Source organism: Bradyrhizobium sp. USDA 336 (genome assembly GCF_044908355.1).
GTDB lineage: Bacteria > Pseudomonadota > Alphaproteobacteria > Rhizobiales > Xanthobacteraceae > Bradyrhizobium > Bradyrhizobium yuanmingense.
Genome location: NZ_JBIYDC010000002.1, coordinates 5,535,881 through 5,558,533, shown reverse-complemented (window position 1 = coordinate 5,558,533; position 22,653 = coordinate 5,535,881). Strand labels below are relative to the sequence as shown.

19 protein-coding genes are annotated in these 22,653 nt (G+C 65.1%); 14 read left to right on the top strand and 5 right to left on the bottom strand.

The window, feature by feature from the left end:
- The first annotated feature begins 2 nt into the window (after positions 1-2).
- From ABIA45_RS27050 to ABIA45_RS27020, 7 genes are all read left to right on the top strand, one after another.
- Entirely contained in the window at positions 3-482 is a 480-nt protein-coding gene (locus ABIA45_RS27050; RefSeq protein ID WP_404654434.1) for a DUF1579 family protein, read from the top strand.
- A 36-nt stretch (positions 483-518) separates the two neighbouring features.
- Positions 519-1,403 (top strand): succinate--CoA ligase subunit alpha, encoded by an 885-nt coding sequence (gene sucD / locus ABIA45_RS27045; protein ID WP_036008780.1) that lies wholly within the window; start codon positions 519-521, stop codon positions 1,401-1,403.
- A gap of 137 nt (positions 1,404-1,540) precedes the next feature.
- Positions 1,541-4,498: a 2-oxoglutarate dehydrogenase E1 component gene (locus ABIA45_RS27040; RefSeq protein ID WP_275512090.1), complete on the top strand. Its 2,958-nt coding sequence runs from the start codon at positions 1,541-1,543 to the stop codon at positions 4,496-4,498.
- A gap of 139 nt (positions 4,499-4,637) precedes the next feature.
- Entirely contained in the window at positions 4,638-5,879 is a 1,242-nt protein-coding gene (odhB, locus tag ABIA45_RS27035) for a 2-oxoglutarate dehydrogenase complex dihydrolipoyllysine-residue succinyltransferase (protein WP_404654433.1), read from the top strand.
- Between the two features lie 54 nt (positions 5,880-5,933).
- Complete coding sequence (locus ABIA45_RS27030) at positions 5,934-6,695, top strand: SDR family oxidoreductase (RefSeq protein ID WP_128265196.1); 762 nt, start codon at positions 5,934-5,936, stop codon at positions 6,693-6,695.
- A gap of 57 nt (positions 6,696-6,752) precedes the next feature.
- Positions 6,753-8,153, top strand: a complete 1,401-nt coding sequence (gene lpdA, locus ABIA45_RS27025; RefSeq protein ID WP_157286484.1) for a dihydrolipoyl dehydrogenase — start codon at positions 6,753-6,755, stop codon at positions 8,151-8,153.
- Positions 8,154-8,187: 34 nt separating this feature from the next.
- Entirely contained in the window at positions 8,188-8,718 is a 531-nt protein-coding gene (locus ABIA45_RS27020) for a hypothetical protein (RefSeq protein WP_157286483.1), read from the top strand.
- Positions 8,719-8,866: 148 nt separating this feature from the next.
- Here the strand turns inward: ABIA45_RS27020 and ABIA45_RS27015 are convergent, their stop codons facing one another.
- On the bottom strand, positions 8,867-9,454 hold the full coding sequence (locus ABIA45_RS27015) for a DUF4337 domain-containing protein (protein ID WP_275503052.1): 588 nt from the start codon (positions 9,452-9,454) through the stop codon (positions 8,867-8,869).
- A 249-nt stretch (positions 9,455-9,703) separates the two neighbouring features.
- Entirely contained in the window at positions 9,704-10,669 is a 966-nt protein-coding gene (locus ABIA45_RS27010; protein ID WP_404654432.1) for a tyrosine recombinase XerC, read from the bottom strand.
- Between the two features lie 112 nt (positions 10,670-10,781).
- On the opposite strand from ABIA45_RS27010, the gene ABIA45_RS27005 reads away from it, so the two are divergent.
- Positions 10,782-12,986, top strand: a complete 2,205-nt coding sequence (locus ABIA45_RS27005) for a primosomal protein N' (protein ID WP_404654431.1) — start codon at positions 10,782-10,784, stop codon at positions 12,984-12,986.
- A gap of 228 nt (positions 12,987-13,214) precedes the next feature.
- On the opposite strand, the gene ABIA45_RS27000 is transcribed toward ABIA45_RS27005, so the two are convergent.
- Entirely contained in the window at positions 13,215-13,709 is a 495-nt protein-coding gene (locus ABIA45_RS27000) for a septal ring lytic transglycosylase RlpA family protein (protein ID WP_275512088.1), read from the bottom strand.
- A 659-nt stretch (positions 13,710-14,368) separates the two neighbouring features.
- Here ABIA45_RS27000 and ABIA45_RS26995 point away from each other — a divergent pair.
- From ABIA45_RS26995 to ABIA45_RS26970, 6 genes are all read left to right on the top strand, one after another.
- Positions 14,369-14,929: a F0F1 ATP synthase subunit delta gene (locus ABIA45_RS26995; protein ID WP_109141817.1), complete on the top strand. Its 561-nt coding sequence runs from the start codon at positions 14,369-14,371 to the stop codon at positions 14,927-14,929.
- Complete coding sequence (atpA, locus tag ABIA45_RS26990; RefSeq protein WP_057026554.1) at positions 14,929-16,458, top strand: F0F1 ATP synthase subunit alpha; 1,530 nt, start codon at positions 14,929-14,931, stop codon at positions 16,456-16,458. The genes ABIA45_RS26995 and atpA overlap by 1 nt, the downstream gene beginning before the upstream one ends.
- A gap of 142 nt (positions 16,459-16,600) precedes the next feature.
- Positions 16,601-17,476 (top strand): F0F1 ATP synthase subunit gamma, encoded by an 876-nt coding sequence (locus tag ABIA45_RS26985; protein ID WP_225158377.1) that lies wholly within the window; start codon positions 16,601-16,603, stop codon positions 17,474-17,476.
- Between the two features lie 34 nt (positions 17,477-17,510).
- Positions 17,511-18,953 (top strand): F0F1 ATP synthase subunit beta, encoded by a 1,443-nt coding sequence (atpD, locus tag ABIA45_RS26980; protein ID WP_036008750.1) that lies wholly within the window; start codon positions 17,511-17,513, stop codon positions 18,951-18,953.
- An 86-nt stretch (positions 18,954-19,039) separates the two neighbouring features.
- The gene (locus ABIA45_RS26975; RefSeq protein WP_157286478.1) at positions 19,040-19,447 is read left to right on the top strand and encodes a F0F1 ATP synthase subunit epsilon; all 408 of its coding nucleotides are present in this window, start codon (positions 19,040-19,042) and stop codon (positions 19,445-19,447) included.
- Between the two features lie 159 nt (positions 19,448-19,606).
- Positions 19,607-21,256 carry an adenylate/guanylate cyclase domain-containing protein gene (locus tag ABIA45_RS26970; RefSeq protein WP_404654430.1) on the top strand — a complete coding sequence of 550 codons (1,650 nt, stop codon included), beginning with the start codon at positions 19,607-19,609 and terminating at the stop codon, positions 21,254-21,256.
- A 123-nt stretch (positions 21,257-21,379) separates the two neighbouring features.
- Here the strand turns inward: ABIA45_RS26970 and ABIA45_RS26965 are convergent, their stop codons facing one another.
- Together ABIA45_RS26965 and ABIA45_RS26960 are read right to left on the bottom strand one after the other, a co-directional pair.
- Complete coding sequence (locus ABIA45_RS26965) at positions 21,380-21,880, bottom strand: RNA pyrophosphohydrolase (protein WP_404654429.1); 501 nt, start codon at positions 21,878-21,880, stop codon at positions 21,380-21,382.
- Between the two features lie 198 nt (positions 21,881-22,078).
- Complete coding sequence (locus ABIA45_RS26960; protein WP_036024645.1) at positions 22,079-22,585, bottom strand: RNA pyrophosphohydrolase; 507 nt, start codon at positions 22,583-22,585, stop codon at positions 22,079-22,081.
- Between the last annotated feature and the right edge of the window lie 68 nt (positions 22,586-22,653).

Below are 22,653 nucleotides of genomic sequence, written 5' to 3'. Positions count from 1 at the left end.
CCATGGCCCAGGACCATCTCGCCGCATCATCTCCACTCCCCGAGCATGCGCGCCTCGCCGCGTTCGCCGGCGAATGGGATGGTGAGGAGATGGTCTTCCCGTCGCGCTGGACGGCGGGCGGGTCGGCCACCTCGCGCACCGTCGCGCGCATGGATCTCAACGGGTTCTATCTGATCCAGGACTCGGTCCAAATGCGGGACGGCAAGCAGGTCTTCGCCACCCACGGCATCTTCACCTTCGACCGCGACGACCGGACCTACAAATTGTTCTGGTACGACTCGCTCGGCTACACGCCGCCATCGCCCGCCTCGGGCGGGTGGGCCGGCAAGACCCTGACGCTGGTGCGCGGCTCGCTCCGCGGCAATGCGCGCCACGTCTACGAGATCATCAATGAGGATTCCTACTCGTTGAAGATTCAATTCTCGCCGGACGCGGAAGGCTGGTCCGACGTCCTCACCGGCGTCTACCGCCGCATCCACTGACCCACTCACTCTGTTAGTTTCGCGAAAGCAGACCTCATGTCCATCCTGATCGACAAGAACACCAAGGTCATCTGCCAGGGCTTCACCGGCAAGAACGGCACGTTCCACTCCGAGGCCGCGATCGCCTACGGCACCAAGATGGTCGGCGGCACCTCGCCGGGCAAAGGCGGCTCGACGCATCTGGGCCTGCCGGTGTTCGACACCGTGCGCGAGGCACGTGAGAAGACCGGCGCCGACGCGTCGGTGATCTACGTGCCGCCGCCGGGCGCAGCCGACGCGATCTGCGAAGCCATCGACGCCGAGGTCCCGCTGATCGTCTGCATCACCGAGGGCATTCCTGTGATCGACATGGTTCGCGTCAAGCGCTCGCTGCTCGGCTCCAAGTCGCGCCTGATCGGGCCGAACTGCCCGGGCGTCATGACCGCGGGCGAATGCAAGATCGGCATCATGCCCGCCAACATCTTCAAGACCGGGTCGGTCGGCATCGTCTCCCGCTCGGGCACGCTGACCTATGAAGCCGTGTTCCAGACCTCCCAGGAAGGCCTCGGCCAGACCACCGCGGTCGGCATCGGTGGCGACCCGGTCAAGGGCACCGAGTTCATCGACGTGCTGGAGATGCTGCTCGCCGACCCTAAGACCGAATCGATCATCATGATCGGCGAGATCGGCGGTTCCGCCGAGGAGGACGCCGCCCAGTTCCTCAAGGACGAGGCCAAGCGTGGCCGCAAGAAGCCGATGGTCGGCTTTATCGCCGGCGTTACCGCGCCTCCCGGCCGCCGCATGGGCCATGCCGGCGCCATCATCTCCGGCGGAAAAGGCGACGCCGGTTCCAAGACCGAGGCGATGAAATCCGCAGGGATTACAGTGTCCCCGTCGCCCGCCCGCCTCGGCCACACGCTTGCCGAAAAGTTGAAAGGCTAATTCACTCCTTCGTGCTTTTCCGGGCGAAGTTTCGCAGCAAATAGGGTAAAGGGTGCCTGTCGCGTCGAGCCCTGTCGGGGGAGCTCGGCGCCAGCGCCGTTTGTTATGCGCGAACCGAAATCGCCAGGAACTCAAGTATGTCTCGCCAGGACGCGAACGCAGCCTTTGCCCTGTCATCCTTTTTGCAGGGCACCAATGCCACCTACATCGACGAAATCTACGCCCGCTACCAGAAGGACCCGTCCTCGGTCGATGCCGAGTGGCAGGAGTTCTTCAAGAGCCTGAACGACGCGCCGGCTGACATCAGCAAGAACGCGGAAGGCCCGTCCTGGGAGCGCGACAACTGGCCGCTGACCCCGAAGGACGACCTGACCTCCGCCCTCGACGGCAACTGGGCCGAGGTCGAGAAGGCCGTCGGCGCCAAGATCGCCGCCAAGGCGCAGGCCAAGGGGGCCGACATCTCCTCCGCCGACCTGCTTCAGGCCACGCGCGATTCCGTCCGCGCCCTGATGCTGATCCGCTCCTACCGCATGCGCGGCCACTTCCACGCCAAGCTCGATCCGCTCGGCATCGAAGCCCAGCGCAACCGCGAAGAGCTCGATCCCCGCACCTACGGCTTCAGCGAGGCCGATTTCGATCGCAAGATCTTCCTCGATCACGTGCTCGGCCTCGAATACGGCACGCTGCGCGAGATCACCGCGATCTGCGAGCGCACCTACTGCCAGACGCTCGGCGTCGAGTTCATGCATATCAGCAACGCCGCGCAGAAGGCTTGGATCCAGGAGCGCATCGAGGGACCCGATAAGGAAATCTCGTTCACGCGCGAGGGCCGCAGGGCCATCCTGCAGAAGCTGATCGAGGCCGAAGGCTTCGAGAAGTTCTGCGACACCAAGTTCACCGGCACCAAGCGCTTCGGCCTCGACGGCGGCGAATCCCTGATTCCCGCGCTTGAGCAGATCATCAAGCGCGGCGGCAATCTCGGTGTGAAGGAGATCGTGCTGGGCATGCCGCATCGCGGCCGCCTCAACGTGCTGACCCAGGTGATGGGCAAGGCGCATCGCGCGCTGTTCCACGAGTTCAAGGGCGGCTCGGCCAATCCCGACGCGGTCGAAGGCTCCGGCGACGTCAAGTATCACCTCGGCGCCTCCTCGGACCGCGAGTTCGACGGCAACCGCATCCACCTGTCGCTGACCGCCAACCCCTCGCATCTCGAGATCGTCGATCCCGTCGTGCTCGGCAAGGTCCGCGCCAAGCAGGACCAGCACGGCGATCCCCCGGACATGCGCATCTCCGTGATGCCGCTCCTGATGCACGGCGACGCCGCGTTCGCCGGCCAGGGCGTGGTTGCTGAATGCTTCGGCCTGTCCGACCTGAAGGGCTACCGCACCGGCGGCTCCGTGCACTTCATCGTCAACAACCAGATCGGCTTCACCACCTATCCGCGCTACTCGCGCTCCTCGCCCTATCCGTCGGATGTGGCGAAGATGATCGATGCGCCGATCTTCCACGTCAACGGCGACGATCCGGAAGCCGTCGTGTTCGCGGCCAAGGTCGCGACCGAATTCCGGCAGAAGTTCCACAAGCCCGTCGTCATCGACATGTGGTGCTACCGCCGCTACGGCCACAATGAGGGCGATGAGCCGGCCTTCACCCAGCCTGTGATGTACAAGCGGATCGCCGCCCATCCCTCGACGCTGACGCTTTACTCCAAGCGCCTGATCGCGGAAGGCGTCGTCACCGAGGGCGAGGTCGACAAGCTGAAGGCGGACTGGCGCGCTCGGCTCGATGCCGAGTTCGAGGCCGGCACCTCCTACAAGCCGAACAAGGCCGACTGGCTCGACGGCAAGTGGGCGGGCTTCAAGATCGCCGACCAGGAAGAGGATGCGCGGCGCGGCGTCACCGGCGTCGACATCGCTACGCTGAAGGACATCGGCCGCAAGATCACCAAGGTGCCGGACGGTTTCCGCGTTCACCGCACCATTCAGCGCTTTCTCGATAACCGCGCCAAGGCGATCGAGAGCGGCAACGGCATCGACTGGGCGACCGGCGAGGCGCTGGCGTTCTGCTCGCTGCTCAACGAAAACCACCACGTCCGCCTGTCCGGACAGGATTCGGAACGCGGCACCTTCTCGCAGCGCCATTCGGTCCTGATCGATCAGGAGGACGAGAGCCGCTACACGCCGTTCAACCATCTCGGCCACGAGCAGGGCCATTACGAGGTCATCAACTCGCTGCTGTCGGAAGAGGCCGTGCTCGGTTTCGAATACGGCTATTCGCTCGCCGAGCCGAACACGCTGACGCTGTGGGAAGCCCAGTTCGGCGACTTCGCCAACGGCGCGCAGGTCGTGTTCGACCAGTTCATCTCGTCGGGCGAGCGCAAATGGCTGCGCATGTCCGGTCTGGTCTGCCTGTTACCGCACGGCTATGAGGGCCAGGGGCCGGAGCACTCCTCGGCGCGCCTCGAGCGTTACTTGCAGATGTGCGCGGAAGACAACATGCAGGTGGTCTACCCGACCACGCCGGCGAACTATTTCCACGTGCTGCGCCGGCAGCTGCATCGCGAGATCCGCAAGCCGCTGATCATGATGACGCCGAAGTCGCTGCTGCGTCACAAGCGGGCGGTGTCGCGCCTCGACGAGCTCGCGAAGGGCACGACCTTCCACCGCATCCTCTACGATGACGCCCAGATGCTGCCAAACGAGGCGATCAAGCTCGTCCCCGACGAGAAGATCCGTCGCATCGTGCTGTGCTCCGGCAAGGTCTATTACGACCTCTACGAGGAGCGCGAGAAGCGCGGCATCGACGACATCTACCTGATGCGAGTCGAGCAGCTCTATCCGGTGCCGCTGAAGGCGCTGGTGGCCGAGCTGTCGCGCTTCAAGAAGGCCGAGATGGTGTGGTGCCAGGAAGAGCCCCGCAACATGGGTGCCTGGCACTTCATCGAGCCCTATCTGGAATGGGTGCTGAACCAGGTGAACGGCGCGAGCCGGCGTCCGCGTTATGTCGGCCGCGCCGCTTCCGCCGCGACCGCCACGGGTCTGATGTCCAAGCATCAGGCTCAGCTGAAGGCGTTCCTGGACGAAGCACTGAGCTGACCGAAATTCCAATTGTCATGCCCCGCGAAGGCGGGGCATCCAGTACGCCGCGGCGTCCGTTTGATCCATGATCGTCACGGTGTACTGGATCGTCCGCCTGCGCCGACGATGACGGCCAAAAACGATTAAGGAAGAGACCATGACTGAAATTCGTGTGCCGACGCTCGGCGAATCCGTCACCGAGGCCACCATCGGCCGCTGGTTCAAGAAGGCCGGCGACCCCGTCGCCGTCGACGAGCCCCTGGTGGAGCTCGAGACCGACAAGGTCACCATCGAAGTCCCCGCGCCGACCGCCGGCACGCTGAGCGAGATCATCGCTGCTGATGGTGCGACCGTTGCCGTGGGCGCGCTGCTCGGTCAGATCACCGAAGGTGCCGGCGCAGCCAAGCCCGCTGCCGCGCCGGTCAAGGCTGCTGCGCCTGCCGCTGCTACCGCTGCTCCGGCGCCGGCTCCCGCTGCCGCGAAGGCGCCGCCGGCCGATGCGCCGCTCGCGCCGTCCGTGCGCAAACTGTCGGCCGAGACCGGCATCGACGCCTCGACCGTGCCGGGCTCCGGCAAGGACGGCCGCGTCACCAAGGGCGACATGCTGGCCGCGATCGAGCGCGCCGCGTCGGCGCCGACGCCGGTCAACCAGCCCGCCGCTGCCGTGCAGGTCCGCGCGCCGTCGCCGGCCGATGACGCCGCCCGCGAAGAGCGCGTCAAGATGACCCGGCTGCGCCAGACCATCGCGCGCCGGCTCAAGGACGTGCAGAACACCGCGGCCATGCTCACGACCTTCAACGAGGTCGACATGACCAACGTCATGGCGCTGCGCGCGCACTACAAGGACGCGTTCGAGAAGAAGCACGGCGCCAAGCTCGGCTTCATGGGCTTCTTCACCAAGGCCGTCGTGCAGGCGCTGAAGGACATCCCGGCCGTCAACGCCGAGATCGACGGCAGCGACCTGATCTACAAGAACTACTACCACATCGGCGTTGCCGTCGGCACCGACAAGGGCCTGGTCGTGCCTGTGGTGCGCGACTGCGACCACAAGTCGATCTCCGACATCGAGAAGAGCATCGCCGATTTCGGCCGCCGCGCCCGTGACGGCCAGCTCAAGATCGACGAGATGCAGGGCGGCACCTTCACCATCACCAATGGCGGCATCTACGGCTCGCTGATGTCGACCCCGATCCTGAACGCGCCGCAGTCCGGCATCCTCGGCATGCACAAGATCCAGGAGCGGCCGATGGTCGTCGGCGGCAAGATCGAGGTCCGCCCGATGATGTATCTGGCGCTGTCCTACGATCACCGCGTCATCGACGGCAAGGAAGCCGTCACCTTCCTGGTCCGCGTCAAGGAGAGCCTGGAAGATCCGGCGCGCCTGGTGCTCGATCTCTGATCGCTGATGCTTTGCGAGCGCCGTCGCAACTGATGCGACGGCGCGTGTCGAACCATGGAGGCGCGCGTGACGGATAAAGTCGTTGTCATCACCGGCGGCAGCCGCGGCATCGGGCGGGCGACCGCGCTTGCGGCGGCCGCGCGCGGCTTCCGCGTCGTGGTCGGCTATGCCAGCAACAAACAGGCCGCCGACGAGGTGGTCGCGCAGATCGCGGCCAGCAACGGCAAGGCCATCGCGGTGAAATGCGATGTCGCCGAGGAAAGTGACATCCTCAATCTGTTCAAGGAAGCCGACAAGTTCGGCACGCTTGGGGCGCTCGTCAACAATGGCGGCATCGTCGGCAAGAGCGGCGTGCGCGTCGACGAGATGTCGGCCGAGCGCATCCAGCGCGTGATGGCGGTGAACGTCACCGGCTCCATCCTCTGCGCGCGCGAGGCGGTGAAGCGGATGTCGACCAAGCACGGCGGCACGGGCGGCGTCATCGTCAACCTGTCGTCCGTCGCTGCGCGGCTCGGCTCGCCCAACACCTATGTCGACTACGCCGCGTCCAAGGGTGCGGTCGATTCCTTCACCGTCGGCCTCGGCCATGAGGTCGCGGGCGAGGGCATCCGCGTCGCCGCGATCCGTCCCGGCCTGATCGACACCGACATCCACGCGGCCGGCGGCGAGCCCGACCGCGCCCATCGCCTGGCCCATCTGGTGCCGATGAAGCGCGTCGGCACCGCCGACGAAATCGCCAATGCCATCGTCTGGCTGATCTCGGACGAGGCCTCCTACGTCACCTCAGCCATTCTCGATGTGTCCGGCGGACGCTGACGCGCCGCGCGGACGCTGAGCATCCTCACCACGCCTAACTTTACGGGACTTTCTCTCATGGCTACCTACGATCTCGTCGTCATCGGCACCGGACCGGGCGGTTATGTCTGCGCGGTACGCGCGAGCCAGCTCGGCATGAAGGTCGCCGTGGTCGAAAAGAACGCGACTCTCGGCGGCACCTGCCTCAATGTCGGCTGCATGCCGTCGAAGGCGCTACTGCACGCCTCCGAAATGTTCGAGGAAGCCGGCCATTCCTTCGCCAAGATGGGCGTCAGCGTTTCCGCGCCGAAGCTCGATCTGCCCGCGATGATGAACTTCAAGCAGCAGGGCATCGACGGCAACGTCAAGGGCGTCGAGTTCTTGATGAAGAAGAACAAGATCGACGTGCTCAAGGGTACCGGCAAGATTCTCGGCACCGGCAAGGTCGAGGTCTCCGCCGACGGCAAGTCGCAGGTAGTCGAGACCAAGAACATCGTGATCGCCACCGGCTCCGACATCGCGCGCCTCAAGGGCATCGAGATCGACGAGAAGCGCATCGTCTCCTCGACCGGCGCGCTGTCGCTGGAGAAGGTCCCCGGCAAGCTCCTCATCGTCGGCGCCGGCGTGATCGGCCTCGAGCTCGGCTCGGTCTGGCACCGCCTGGGTGCCGAAGTCGTCGTGGTCGAATTCCTCGACCGCATCCTGCCCGGCATGGACGGCGAGATCGCCAAGCAATTCCAGCGCATCCTCGAGAAGCAAGGATTTGCATTCAAGCTGGGCTCGAAGGTGACCGGCGTCGAAGTGAACAGCAAGGCATTGCTCGCGAAAATCGAACCGGCTTCCGGCGGTGCCGCCGAGACGCTTGAAGCCGACGTCGTCCTCGTCTGCATCGGCCGCGTGCCCTACACCGACGGTCTCGGCCTCAAGGAAGCCGGTGTCGCGCTCGATGCGCGCGGCCGGGTCCAGATCGATCCGCATTTCGCCACCAGCCTGAAGGGCGTCTATGCCATCGGCGACGTCGTCGCAGGCCCCATGCTCGCGCACAAGGCCGAGGACGAGGGCGTCGCGGTCGCCGAGATCATCGCAGGCCAGGCCGGCCACGTGAATTACGACGTGATCCCGGGCGTCGTGTATACCACGCCGGAAGTGTCCTCCGTCGGCAAGACCGAGGAGGAACTCAAGCAGGCGGGCACGGCTTACACGGTCGGAAAGTTTCCGTTCACCGCCAACGGTCGCTCCAAGGTCAACCAAACCACTGACGGCTTTGTGAAGATTCTCGCAGACGCGAAGACCGATCGCGTGCTCGGCGTGCACATCATCGGCCGTGAAGCCGGCGAAATGATCCATGAAGCGTGTGTTCTGATGGAATTCGGCGGCAGTGCGGAAGATCTCGCGCGCACCTGCCACGCCCATCCGACGCGCTCGGAGGCCGTCAAGGAAGCCGCGCTTGCGGTCGGCAAGCGAGCCATCCATATGTAACGACGCGCCCAGCGCCGAACCGGGCGGGAAACACATGCTGCGCCGCCTTCTTCAACCGGTCTGGGTCCTGCTTGCGATCGTTTTCCTGATCGAAGCCTGGCTGTGGGATCATCTCGAGCCGATCGTCGCCAGGATCGTCGCAGCCATCCCGCTGGCGCGCTTCAAGCATTGGCTGACGGAGCGCGTCGATGCGCTCTCGCCGGCCATGACGCTGCTCGTGTTCGCGGTGCCCGTCGTCCCGCTGTTTCCGCTCAAGCTGGTCGGGCTGTGGCTGCTCGCGCATGAATACTGGACCGGCGCGTTCGTCACGATCGTGTTCGGAAAGCTCGTCGGCGTCGGCGTCACCGCCTTCGTGTTCGACGTCACGCGCGCCAAGCTTCTGGAGATGCCCTGGTTCGAGCGGATCTACGCCTTGGTGCTGAAGATCCGCGCCAAGGCTGCGGAGCTGGTCGACCCGATCAAGCGCCGCATCCGCGAGCTGATCGCCGGCAACGGCGAGGGCTGGTCCTATCGCACGCTGCGAATGATCCAGCGCTTCAGGAAGAGCGTGCACCAGGCGCGGTGACACACATTCAGTGTCATTGCCCGCGAAGGCGGGCAATCCAGTATTCCACCAGCAGTCGTGATTGAACCGAGAGGCCGCGGTGTACTGGATGCCCCGCCTTCGCGGGGCATGACACTGTCTGTGTGGTTACAATCGTCGCCTCAACGCCTCAATGCAAATGCAGCAGATGCGGCCACCACAGGCCGAGCGCGGTCATGATCAGGCCGGCGATCGTCAGCACGCCGCTGACATAGGCGAGCGCCAGCATGCCGGTGATGATGGTGGCGGACGCCAGCACGATGCCGATCTGGAAGGCGGCCGAGGCCAGCTCGAAATGGTGGTACTTCGCGGTCGCCTCGTCGCGGGCGTGCTCGGCGTGCTTGGCCTTGTCCGCAAGCTGCTCGGTGCCTTCGCCGGTCTCGGGCTCGGAGCGGTAGCGCTGCGCCGTCTTGGTCCAGTCGTCGATCTGCTTCTGCACGGCGGGCTTCTGCGCCTCGGCCGCGGCGGCCAGTGTCAGCTTGCCCTGCTCCGCCGCGGTCACCACCACGGTGCGGCGGATGCTCTTGGCTTGGAAGAACGCCCAGAGATTGGCGGCTTCGACGTTCTTGCTGATCGATTCGGTCTGGGCACCCTTGCCGAGCGTCTCCGAGATCGCCAGGAACAGCGCCAGCACGGCGATCAGAAGGGCGATCTTCTTGTTCGAGCCGGACGCGTGTTCGGCGTGCTCGGCATGCTCCATGCTTTCATGTGCGCCCATAAGTCTCTCCTGTCCTGGTTCGGTACGATTGAACCAACCGCGTGCGCGGCGCAAGAGGCACGCGAGCTATGACGAGAGTGTGTCAGTCTGCCGGCTCTCTTGTCCCGGACGCGGCGCGGCGTGTAACGCTGCGACGCTGAGCCGGGACCCAGAAGCTGCAGACGATCGCGCCGGAGGATGGGCCCCGGCTCAGCAGCGCATCACTGAAGAAGTGCTGCGCTGCGTCCGGGGCACGAGAGCTCGTCAGCGTCAGCGCCGCGGATGGGCGCTGGCATACACCTCGAGCAGCCGCTCGGAATCGATGCCGGTATAGACCTGCGTCGTCGAGAGCGAGGAATGGCCGAGCAATTCCTGGATGGCGCGCAAGTCGCCGCCGCGCGAGAGCAGATGCGTGGCAAAGGAATGCCGCAGCGCGTGCGGCGTGGCGCTGTCGGGCAGCCCGAGCGCGCAGCGCAGCCGCTCCATCGCGAGCTGGATAATGCGCGGGCTCAAGGGGCCGCCGCGTGCGCCCACGAAGATCGGTCCTTCGGCTGGCAGCGGATACGGACACATCGCGACGTACTCTTGAATCAATGCGAGCACGTTCTGCAGCACCGGCACCATGCGGGTCTTGTTGCCTTTGCCGGTCACGACCAGCACGTCGCCTTCGCCGGGCTTCGGCACCTCGCGGTGCTTGAGACCCAGCGCCTCGGAGATGCGCAGGCCCGAGCCATAGAGCAGCGCCATCACCGCGGCGTCGCGTGCAAGGATCCAGGTCTCGCGCTCCTCGCCGGCGCGCTCGTCGGCATCGGCCAGACGTTTGGCCGAGGCCATCGGCAGCGGCTTCGGCAGGCTCTTGGCGACCTTCGGCGCGCGGATCGCCGACAATGCGCCGACCTTGCCCTTGCCCTCGCGCTCAAGAAAACGTCCGAACGAGCGCAGGCCCGCCAGCGCGCGCATCAGGCTGCGGCCGGCGATGTCGTCAGCCCGGCGCATCGCCATGAAGGCGCGCACGTCGGTGGCTTCCAGCGCCGCGAAGCGCTCGAGCGTGACGCGCTCGCCCCAATGGGCACAGAGGAAATCCAGGCACTGACGCAGATCGCGGCCATAGGCCTCCAGCGTCTTCGGCGACAGCCGCCGCTCGGCGCCGAGATGCGCCAGCCAGCGCGCCGTCTCCTGCGCGATCGAGGGATCGGCGCTGGCGAGCTCGATGTGTGGGGCGGCCGCTTTGCTCATGCGCTCTGGACGTGGTGATTCCGCACAGTATATCGCATCACACTCGTTTATCGTTCGCTAAGGCCGCCGCGCGGCGCTAGCCTGAAGGCCTCAAGGTTCCGATTCCCCGCTCATGGACCAATCGCCGCGCAACGACACCGCCCCCGCCACCCGCATGGTCGACGTGCTGGTGCCGGTCGCGCTCGACCATACCTATTCCTACAAGGTGCCGCGCGGCATGGAGCTGAAGGCGGGCGACCTCGTCGGTGTGCCGCTCGGTCCGCGCGAGGTGCTGGCCGTGGTCTGGGGCGAGAACGCCAATCCCGATCCGCGCCTGCATAACCGCCTCAAGGAGGTCAGCGAGAAGCTCGACATTCCGCCGCTCAAGCCGGAGCTGCGCCAGGTGGTGGACTGGGTCGCCAATTACACGCTGAGCCCGCGCGGCATGGTGCTGCGCATGTGCCTGCGCATGGGCGAAAATCTCGGCCCGGAGCGGGTGCGCGCCGGCGTGCGCCTGACCGGCGATCCGCCGAAGCGTCTGACGCCGGCGCGCCAGCGCGTCATCGCGCTGCTGTCGGACCGGCTGCTGCACGGCAAGTCCGAGGCGGCCAAGGAGGCCGGCGTCTCCTCGGGCGTCATCGACGGTCTCGTCGACGAAGGCACGCTCACGGTGGAGCCGATGCCGCCGCCGCCTCCGCCGCCGGCGCCTGATCCGGAATTCGGCCGGCCGGATTTTTCCCCGCTGCAGCGTGCCGGTGTGGATGCGATGCGCGCGCTCGCGGCCAACGGCACCTTCCATGTTGCGCTGCTCGACGGCGTCACCGGCTCGGGCAAGACCGAGGTCTATTTCGAAGCCGTCGCCGAGGTGATCCGCCGCGGCAAGCAGGCGCTGATCCTGATGCCGGAGATCGCGCTTACCGGCCAGTTCCTCGATCGCTTCGCGCAGCGTTTTGGCGTGCGGCCGATCGAATGGCATTCCGAGCTCACCCCGCGCACCCGCGCGCGCAATTGGGCCGCGATCTCCGAAGGTTCGGCGCCGGTCGTCGTCGGCGCGCGTTCGGCGCTGTTTCTCCCTTACGCCAATCTTGGCCTCATCGTCGTCGATGAGGAGCACGACCAGGCCTACAAGCAGGACGACGGCGTGCATTACCACGCCCGCGACATGGCGGTGGTGCGCGGGCATATCGCAAAAATCCCGGTCGTGCTGGCCTCCGCGACGCCGTCGGTGGAATCCGAGGTCAATGCGCGCAAGAACCGCTACCAGCGCATCGCGCTGCCCTCGCGCTTCGGCGGCCAGCACATGCCGCATATCGAGGCCATCGACCTGCGCCGCGAGCCGCCCGCGCGCGGCCGCTTCATCTCGCCGCGGCTTGCCGGCGCGATCCGAACCGCGATCGAGCGGCGCGAGCAGGCGCTGTTGTTCCTCAATCGTCGCGGCTATGCGCCGCTGACCTTGTGCCGTGCCTGCGGCCATCGCTTCGCCTGCACCATCTGCGATGCCTGGCTGGTCGATCATCGCTTTCGCCAGCGCCTCGTCTGCCATCATTGCGGCTTCTCGATGCCGCGCCCGCACATCTGCCCGAACTGTTCGGCCGAGGAATCGCTGGTCGCGGTCGGACCCGGCGTGGAGCGCCTGCAGGAGGAGGCGGCGGCGCTGTTCCCGCAAGCGCGCACCATGGTGCTGTCGAGCGATCTCATCACCTCGATCGAGACCATGCGAAGCGAGCTCGCCGAGATCGCGGAGGGCCGCGTCGACATCATCATCGGCACGCAGCTCGTGGCCAAGGGCCACAACTTCCCGCGGCTCAACTTGGTCGGCGTGGTCGATGCCGATCTTGGCCTCAGCAATGGCGATCCGCGCGCGGCCGAGCGCACCTGGCAATTGCTCAACCAGGTGATCGGCCGCGCCGGTCGCGAGCAGGGCCGCGGCGTCGGCTATCTCCAGACCCATCAGCCCGATCACCCCGTGATGCGGGCCTTGATCGCCTGCGACCGCGAGGCCTTCTACGACAGCGAGATCGAGCTGCGCGAAAAGACGCTCTACCCGCCGTTCGGCCGGCTCGCCAGCCTGATCATCTCCGCCGGCGACCGCCCGGGCGCCGAAGGCTTCGGCCGTAAGCTCGTCGCGCTCGCGCCGCGCGACGAGCGCGTCGTCGTGCTCGGCCCCGCCGAAGCGCCGCTCGCCGTCATCAAGGGCCGTTACCGCTTCCGCATCCTGGTGAAATCGGCGCGCGGCTTCGACCTGTCGGACTACTTGCGCAACTGGCTCGCGGTCTGCCCGAAGCCGACAGGCAATCTGAAGCTCGAAGTCGACGTCGATCCGCAGAGCTTTTTGTAGCCATCGCCGTAGCCAAATCCTCCGCCGTCATCCGGGGCGCGACGAAGTCGCGAGCCCGGAATCCATTCCTCCACCGACTCTGCCGCGCGATGGATTCCGGGTTCGCGCTCCGCGCGCCCCGGAATGACAAAACAAAAAAAGCCCGCGGTCCCCCAAGACCGCGGGCTTGTTTCACGTGCGCAGCAAACTGATGAAAACTGCGCGCTCGATCAGGCGCGGATCGCGCCTTTAGGAGACGACTTCCGCGGTGACGCGGCCGACGCCGCGACTGGTGAGGCCAATGGCGCGGGCGGCACCCGTGGAGAGGTCGAGCACACGCCCGCGAATGAACGGGCCGCGGTCATTGATGGTGACGATGACGCTCTGGCTGCCATGGGTGACGCGCAGCTTGGTGCCGAAGGGCAGCGAACGGTGCGCCGCGGTCATGGCGTTCTGGTTGAAGCGCTGGCCCGAGGCGGTCTTGCTACCGGACTCATTGCCGTAAAAGGACGCGATGCCGGAGAAGCTGCGGCCCGTGCCGGAGGTCGGCGTCATCGACGCATTGGCATTGCGCCAATCGGCGGTCGCGTTGGCCTCGGTCTGGGTGTGGTGGCGGTGGTGATGGCGATGCTTGGATTTGGCGGAAGCTTCGGTGGCAGTTCCACCGACAAGGAGAGTTGCGGCGACGAAAGCAATCGCCGTTCGCGGCCGGGTCACAAAGCCCAGCGTCTTCAAAGACAGCATTTAATGGTCCCTAAGCTAGTATTGCCACATTTGTGGCAAGTGGAGCCCCCATCAGTTTGTGAGCGATTTGGCGTTTCGATTCCCAATGAGGCGTGAATTGGGCAGTAAATCCGGTATGTGTCGTTATGAAATATCTTGTTACCGTCGCGAGATATTCATCCGATATCCCGTAATCTTCGCCTTTAACGATTTATTAACCTCTATATTACTTGCGAATACTGTAAAGCGAAGTCATCGGCCCTAGCGTTTAGAATTCGATAAGTATTCGGTGGGTGGAACCGGCGGGAACGGATTCACGCCTCAGCGATCCGTGTTCATGGCCGCTATGCGCTGGGGGCAGGAACCAATGGAGGTGTTCGCGGCAGGGCCGGCGCTGAATTCCGTGACGTGGCAGGTCGCCGCCTCGGTCGGCCCTTCTCGCGCGCAATGTGTTGCGAAGCTGCGACGAACTGGCGACAGAACCTCATGCCTTTAGTTTGGCGTCATGTTGCACCTGCGCACCTGCTATGTTAGCAAAGCCGCGATTTTAACGAGCCCGGCACCTCCCGTGCTGGTCGGAAATCGAAGTCCCGCTTGAATTCCAAGGGCTTGGATCGCTAGGCGCCGCTTCGTGGCGACGGTTTTTCCCTTGCGAGTTTGACAGCAAAAAGAGCGCGTCTGTGGCTGCAGAAGATACGTCCGTTTCAGGTGTGTCCGGCCGTTATGCAACGGCCTTGTTCGAGCTGGCCCGCGACCAGAACGTGGTCGACGAGGTCAAAGCCGATCTTGATAAATTCGATGCCTTGCTGAACGAAAGCGCTGATCTCAAGCGCCTCGTCCGCAGCCCGGTGTTCGCCGCCGACGCCCAGTCCAAGGCCCTTTCGGCCGTGCTGGACAAGGCGGGCATCGCCGGCATCACCGCCAACTTTCTGAAAGTGCTGACCGCCAACCGCCGCCTGTTCGCGGTGGCCGACGTCAGCCGCGCCTACCGCGCCCTCGTGGCCCGGTTCAAGGGCGAGACGACGGCCGACGTCACGGTGGCGGAGGCGCTCTCTGACAAGAATCTCGATGCCCTCAAGGTTGCCCTGAAGTCGGTGACCGGCAAGGACGTCGCGCTGAACGTGAAAGTCGATCCCTCGATCATCGGTGGCCTCGTCGTCAAGCTGGGCAGCCGCATGGTGGATGGTTCGCTTCGCACCAAACTCAATTCGATCAAGCACGCGATGAAAGAGGCAGGCTGATGGACATCCGCGCCGCGGAAATTTCCGCGATCCTCAAGGACCAGATCAAGAATTTCGGCCAGGAAGCTGAAGTCTCCGAAGTCGGACAGGTGCTGTCCGTCGGCGACGGTATCGCCCGCGTCTACGGTCTGGACAACGTCCAGGCCGGTGAAATGGTCGAGTTCGAGAACGGCACCCGCGGCATGGCGCTGAACCTCGAAACCGACAACGTCGGTGTCGTTATTTTCGGTGCCGACCGCGAGATCAAGGAAGGCCAGACCGTCAAGCGCACCCGCGCCATCGTGGACGCGCCGGTCGGCAAGGGCCTGCTCGGCCGCGTCGTCGACGCGCTCGGCAATCCCATCGACGGCAAGGGACCGATCCAGGCCGACAAGCGCATGCGCGTCGACGTCAAGGCGCCCGGCATCATTCCGCGAAAGTCGGTGAACGAGCCGATGGCGACCGGCCTCAAGGCGATCGACGCCCTGATCCCGATCGGCCGCGGCCAGCGCGAGCTGATCATCGGCGATCGCCAGACCGGCAAGACCGCGATCGCGCTCGACACCATCCTGAACCAGAAGCCGCTCAACGCGCAGCCGGACGAGAACATCAAGCTGTACTGCGTCTACGTCGCGGTCGGCCAGAAGCGTTCGACCGTCGCGCAGTTCGTGAAGGTGCTGGAAGAGCAGGGCGCGCTCGAATACTCGATCGTCGTCGCCGCCACCGCGTCGGATCCGGCGCCGATGCAGTACATCGCGCCCTTTACCGGCTGCACCATGGGCGAGTACTTCCGCGACAACGGCATGCACGCGGTCATCATCTATGACGATCTGTCCAAGCAGGCTGTCGCCTACCGTCAGATGTCGCTGCTGCTGCGCCGCCCGCCGGGCCGCGAAGCCTATCCCGGCGACGTGTTCTATCTGCACTCCCGCCTGCTCGAGCGCGCGGCGAAGCTGAACAAGGACATGGGCTCGGGCTCGCTGACGGCGCTGCCTGTCATCGAAACCCAGGCCAACGACGTGTCGGCTTACATCCCGACGAACGTCATCTCGATCACCGACGGCCAGATCTTCCTGGAAACCGACCTGTTCTTCCAGGGCATCCGTCCTGCCGTGAACGTCGGTCTGTCGGTGTCGCGCGTCGGTTCGTCGGCGCAAACCAAGGCCACCAAGAAGGTCGCCGGCAAGATCAAGGGCGAGCTCGCGCAGTACCGCGAAATGGCGGCGTTCGCGCAGTTCGGCTCCGACCTCGACGCCTCGACCCAGCGCCTGCTCAACCGCGGCTCGCGCCTCACCGAGCTGCTCAAGCAGCCGCAGTTCTCGCCGCTGAAGATGGAAGAGCAGGTCTGCGTGATCTGGGCCGGCACCAACGGCTATCTCGATCCGCTCCCGCTCAACAAGGTGCGCGCGTTCGAGGACGGCCTGCTCTCGCTGCTGCGCGGCAAGCACGCCGACATCCTCAACGCGATTCGCGACAGCCGCGATCTCTCCGACGATACCGCTGCCAAGCTGAAGTCGGTGGTCGAGGGCTTCGCGAAGTCTTTCTCGTAAGAAGGCCGCCATGGCCGGGCTTGTCCCGGCCATCCACGTCTTGTGCGTGGAAGACGGAGAACGTGGATGCCCGGGACACGCCCGGGCATGACGAAAGGATAGGGTCGCGGTCGAGCCGCAGGCTGATCGCTGGGGACGAAGAATGGCGTCACTTAAAGATATGCGCGTCCGCATCGCCTCCACCAAGGCGACGCAAAAGATCACCAAGGCCATGCAGATGGTCGCGGCCTCCAAGCTGCGCCGCGCGCAGACCGCCGCGGAAGCGGCGCGTCCCTATGCCGACAAGATGAGCGCGGTGATCTCCAACATCGCCAGCGCCGCGGTCGGCTCGCCCGGCGCACCGGTGCTGCTGGCCGGCACCGGCCGGGACCAGGTTCACCTCCTGCTGGTCTGCACCGGCGAGCGCGGCCTGTCCGGCGCCTTCAACTCCTCGATCGTGCGTCTCGCCCGTGAGCGCGCTCTGGCGCTCGCTGCGCAGGGCAAGGAGGTGAAATTCTTCTGCGTCGGCCGCAAGGGTTATGAGCAGCTCCGCCGCCAGTTCGACAAGCAGATCGTCGAGCACATGGACCTGCGCAGCGTCCGCCAGCTCGGCTTCGTCAACGCCGAGGAGATCGCCAAGAAGGTTCTGGCGCGTTTCGACAACGGCGAATTCGACGTCTGCACGCTATTCTATTCGCAATTCAAGTCGGTGATCGCACAGGTCCCCACCGCTCAACAGATCATTCCGCTGGTTGTCGAGGAAGGCGCTGCGAATGGCAGCGCGACCTCTTACGAATATGAGCCGGAGGAGGACGAGATCCTCACGCGCCTGTTGCCGCGCAACCTCGCGGTGCAGATATTCCGCGCCCTGCTCGAGAACAACGCCTCGTTCTACGGTGCGCAGATGTCGGCGATGGACAACGCCACCCGCAACGCCGGGGAAATGATCCGCAAGCAGACGCTGGTCTACAACCGCACGCGTCAGGCTCAGATCACCAAGGAACTCATCGAAATCATCTCCGGCGCAGAAGCAGTCTGACCGGACACGAAATTCGGATCGAAGGAGACAGTAAATGGCTACAGCAGCCACACAGATCGGTCGCGTTACCCAGGTCATGGGCGCCGTCGTCGACGTGCAGTTCGAAGGCCACCTGCCGGCCATTCTCAACTCGCTCGAAACCAAGAACGGCAACAACCGCCTGGTGCTGGAAGTCGCGCAGCATCTCGGCGAGTCGACCGTCCGCACCATCGCGATGGACGCCACCGAAGGTCTGGTGCGCGGTCAGGAAGTGACCGACACCGGTCAGCCGATCTCGGTTCCCGTGGGGGACGGTACGCTGGGCCGCATCATGAACGTCATTGGCGAGCCGATCGACGAGGCCGGCCCGATCAAGTCGGAAGGCACCCGCGCCATCCACCAGGAAGCGCCGACTTATACCGACCAGTCGACCGAAGCTGAAATTCTCGTCACCGGCATCAAGGTCGTCGACCTTCTCGCTCCCTATGCGAAGGGCGGCAAGATCGGATTGTTCGGCGGCGCCGGCGTGGGCAAGACCGTGCTGATTCAGGAGCTGATCAACAACGTCGCGAAGGCGCACGGCGGTTACTCCGTGTTCGCCGGCGTCGGCGAGCGTACCCGCGAGGGCAACGACCTCTACCACGAGTTCATCGAGTCCAAGGTCAACGCCGACCCGCACAATCCGGATCCGAGCGTGAAGTCGAAGTGCGCGCTGGTGTTCGGTCAGATGAACGAGCCGCCGGGCGCCCGCGCCCGCGTCGGTCTGACCGGTCTGACCGTCGCCGAGCACTTCCGCGACCAGGGCCAGGACGTGCTGTTCTTCGTCGACAACATCTTCCGCTTCACGCAAGCCGGCTCGGAAGTGTCGGCGTTGCTCGGCCGTATTCCTTCGGCGGTGGGTTATCAGCCGACGCTCGCCACCGACATGGGCGCGCTGCAGGAGCGCATCACCACCACGCAAAAGGGCTCGATTACCTCGGTGCAGGCCATCTACGTGCCGGCCGACGACTTGACCGACCCGGCGCCCGCGACCTCGTTCGCGCACTTGGACGCCACCACGGTGCTGTCGCGCGCGATCTCGGAAAAGGGCATCTATCCGGCGGTGGACCCGCTCGACTCGACCTCGCGCATGCTCTCGCCGCTGGTCGTCGGCGAGGAGCACTACACCGTCGCCCGTCAGGTCCAGCAGGTGCTGCAGCGCTACAAGTCGCTCCAGGACATCATCGCCATTCTCGGCATGGACGAGCTTTCGGAAGAGGACAAGCTGACGGTGGCCCGCGCCCGCAAGATCGAGCGCTTCCTGTCGCAGCCGTTCCACGTCGCCGAAATCTTCACGGGTTCGCCGGGCAAGTTCGTGGACCTCGCCGACACCATCAAGGGCTTCAAGGGCCTGGTGGAAGGCAAGTACGACCACCTGCCGGAAGCTGCCTTCTACATGGTCGGCACCATCGAAGAGGCGGTGGAGAAGGGCAAGAAGCTCGCCGCTGAAGCGGCTTAAGAAGCGAATGGCGAATGGGGAGTAGCGAATAGTCGCTGCTTCCATTCGCTACTCGCCATTCGCCACTCGCTATTCGCAGGTTTCCCATGGCCACCTTCCATTTCGATCTCGTCTCTCCTGAAAAGCTCGCCTTCTCGGGTGAGGTCGATCAGGTCGACATCCCCGGCGCCGAGGGTGATTTCGGCGTGCTGGCGGGGCATGCGCCGGTCGTGGCTGCAATCCGGCCCGGCATCCTCACCGTCACCACCGGCGGCAAGCACGAGAAGATCATCGTGCTCGGCGGCCTTGCCGAAGTCTCCGAAAAGGGCCTCACCGTGCTCGCCGACGTCGCGACCTCGCTGGACGAGCTCGACCGTGTCCAGTTCGCCGAGACGATCGCGGAGATGGAAGAGAACTTGAAGGAGCACGAAGGCACCGAGCTCGATCAGGCCATCGAGCGGCTCGACCACTTCAAGAGCATCCAGCATCAGCTCAACGCCACGGCTATGCACTAAGCCCCGGGGCACCGCTCCGGGGCGAACAAGACATTCCTGCAAGGGAATTCTGGGACAGGTCCAGCGCTCGTCACCGACCGTGGCGGGCGCTGAACTTTGTTGCACCGCGCCGGAGATGGCGGCATTCTGCGCGCGCGGATTTGTTCCGGGGGCCGGCAGATGAAACGCAAGATCGCAGCGATTTTCGCAGCCGATATTGCCGGGTATTCGAGGCTGGTCGCGGAAGACGAAGAGGAGACGCTGCGGCGTCTGGCCTCCTATCGCGAGGTCGTCGACGATTTCATCGCCAAGGCCGGCGGGCGCATCTTCAACACGGCGGGCGATGCCGTGCTCGCGGAGTTTCCGAGCGCGGTGGATGCGGTGCGCTGCGCGATCGACATCCAGGAGAGCTTGCGGACCCGCAACATGGCCTATCCGCCGAGCCGGCAGATGTCGTTTCGCATCGGCATCACCATCGGCGACGTGGTCGAGCGCGACGGCGATCTCTTGGGCGACGGCGTCAACATCGCCGCGCGCCTCGAGGGTCTTGCCGAGGTCGGCGGCATCTGCGTCTCGCGCGGGGTGCATGAGCAGGTCGCCAACAAGCTGTCGGTGCAGTTCGCCGATATCGGCGCGCAGGAGGTCAAGAACATTCCGACACCGGTGCACGCCTATATGGTGGCGATGCGGCGCGAGGACGGCGCCTATGCCAAGCCGCAGCTGAAGAAGCCGGCCTCCAAGATGGCGGCGGCGCCGGTGTGGATATGGCCGCTGGCGGTCGCAATCGTCTCGATCGTCGCCATCGTCGTTACCGGCTCTCTCTACAACACCAAGCTGAAGCACGCCGCGAGTGCCGCGGCACCCGTCGCCGTGCCGAGCGCAACGCCGACCGCGATGGCGGCAACGCCAAGTCCAATGCCGACCCAGATGGTAAAGGCGCCGATGACGCCGCCGAACGCCGGCGCCGCGATGGCGCCGATGCCCGCGCCGTCACCCTCACCGATGACAGGCAAGCTTGCGGCCGACAGCGTGCCCTTCATCAACGAGCGCGCCCGCAACTACGTCGCCGGCGACTACTCCGCTGCCGCCGGCTACAAGGCCTTCGCGCTCAATGTCGGCGGCTTCATCGGCTCGGCGTTGAATCAACCAACCGAGGAAGCCGCGCGAAACACGGCGCTCGAACAGTGCCAGAAGCGCGCCGATGCCGCGCAATCGCCGCGACGCTGCGAGCTTTATGCCGTCGGCAGCAACGTCGTCTACACCCACGGCAAGCCGCCGATGCCGCCGCAGCCTTGGGTCCGCCACGATGCCATAACCGAGAAGCCATTCGCGTCGAAGGATTTTCCGATCGTGCGCAGTGCCGCAAAAGTGCGGATCGAGAACATGTTCGCGCCCGCGGCAAAATCCCGTTCGATCGCGCTCGGCCCGACCGGGCATTATTTCATGGTGCTCGGCGCATCATCGGTGGATGAAGCCGTGCGGCGTTCTCTGGAATCGTGCGGCGCGATCGCCGGTGTTGCCTGCATGGTCGTCGCGGTCGACGACAATTTCGTCGTGCCGATCCCAACCTCGTTCAGGATCACCGGCTTCTTCAATGCCGCCTCCAACGCCTCGATCGTGGCCGAGGCGCGCGGCGAGGTCGTCCGCAAGCTCGGTGACACCATGGGCTGGACCGCTGTCGCCGTCGGCACATCCGGCCGGGCCGGCCTCGGTCTCAAGGCCGCTGATGAGCAGACCGCCGTCACCTCCGCGCTCGCCGACTGCGCCAAGCGCGACAGCGACTGCCACGTCATCGCCATCGGCCCATTCACGGTGGGCCCGATCAATTAGCGCTCACGTGAGATGAGGCCTGGCGCATGATGACAGAGGTGCCACCTCACGCGCCCGCGCCGGCAAAAAATTCTCTAACAATTTCAACGCCATTTCTACTGTGCATGGGGTTGTTTTCGAAAGTCAGCTTGCGAACCCCGCAAACTCCTGCGCCACGGCCCGGTAGACCTCGCGGCGGAACGGCACTACGAGCTCGGCGACACGATCGAGGCGCTCCCAGCGCCAGGCGTCGAACTCGGCGGGCTGGCCGTTGCGCGGCGTCAGCGGATCGATCTCGTCGTCTGTGCCGGTGAACCGCAGCGCGAACCATTTCTGGCGCTGGCCGCGAAATTTTGCGAGGCGGTGCGTCTGCGGTCCGTCGTAAGGCGGGAATTCATAGGTGAACCAGTCGGTCTCGCCGAGATAGTCGGCACTGACGACGTTGGTCTCCTCCCATAGCTCGCGCATCGCCGCGTCGCGCAAATTCTCGCCCTCGTCGACACCGCCCTGCGGCATCTGCCAGTCGAGCCCCGGCAGGATGATCTCCGGCCCATCGCCCTTGAAGCGATGGCCGATCAGCACGCGGCCGTCGGCGTTGAACAGCGCGATGCCGACGTTGGGGCGGTAGGGCTTGTGAGTCGTCACGCGTAACCTTCTCTCGTCATTCCGGGGCGCGCGAAGCGCGAGCTCTGGTGCGCAATTGCGCACCTGAGAATCCATAACCACAGGCGGTAGTCGGTTTAAAGGACGTCGCTGCTATCCTTCGCACAACTTCTGCCTGGGGAGTATGGATCCCCGCCTTCGCGGGGATGACGGGCGAGAGAGCCGCGACAGGTGATCTGATCACCCCTCCGCCAGCGCAGAAAATTCCTGCACCACGCGCTCATAGACCGGGCGCTTGAACGGGATGATCAGCTCAGGGAGATTCTTCATCGACTCCCAGCGCCAGCTCACGAATTCCGCCTTGTGGCCGCCGCCGCCGGGATGCTCGACGTTGATCTCGCTGTCCTTGCCGGTGAAGCGCACCGCGTACCATTTCTGGCGCTGGCCGCGGTAGCGGCCCTTCCAGGCGCGCCCGGCAACGGTGCGCGGAATGTCGTAAGTGAGCCAGTCCGGGACCTCGCCGAGCCGCTCGACCGAGCGCACGCTGGTCTCCTCGTAGAGCTCGCGCTTGGCCGCTTCCCAGGTGTCCTCGCCGGGATCGACCCCGCCCTGCGGCATCTGCCAGACATGGGTGTCGTCGACATGCTCGATGCCGCCGGCGCGGCGGCCGATGAACACCAGTCCCTTTGGATTGATCAGCATCACACCGACACAGGTCCGGTAGGGCAGATCCTCGTAACGCGCCATTCCGCCAGACCTCTTGCCTGCTTCTTGGGAAGGCATGCCGGCCCCGCGAGACCCGCGCCGAACCAATT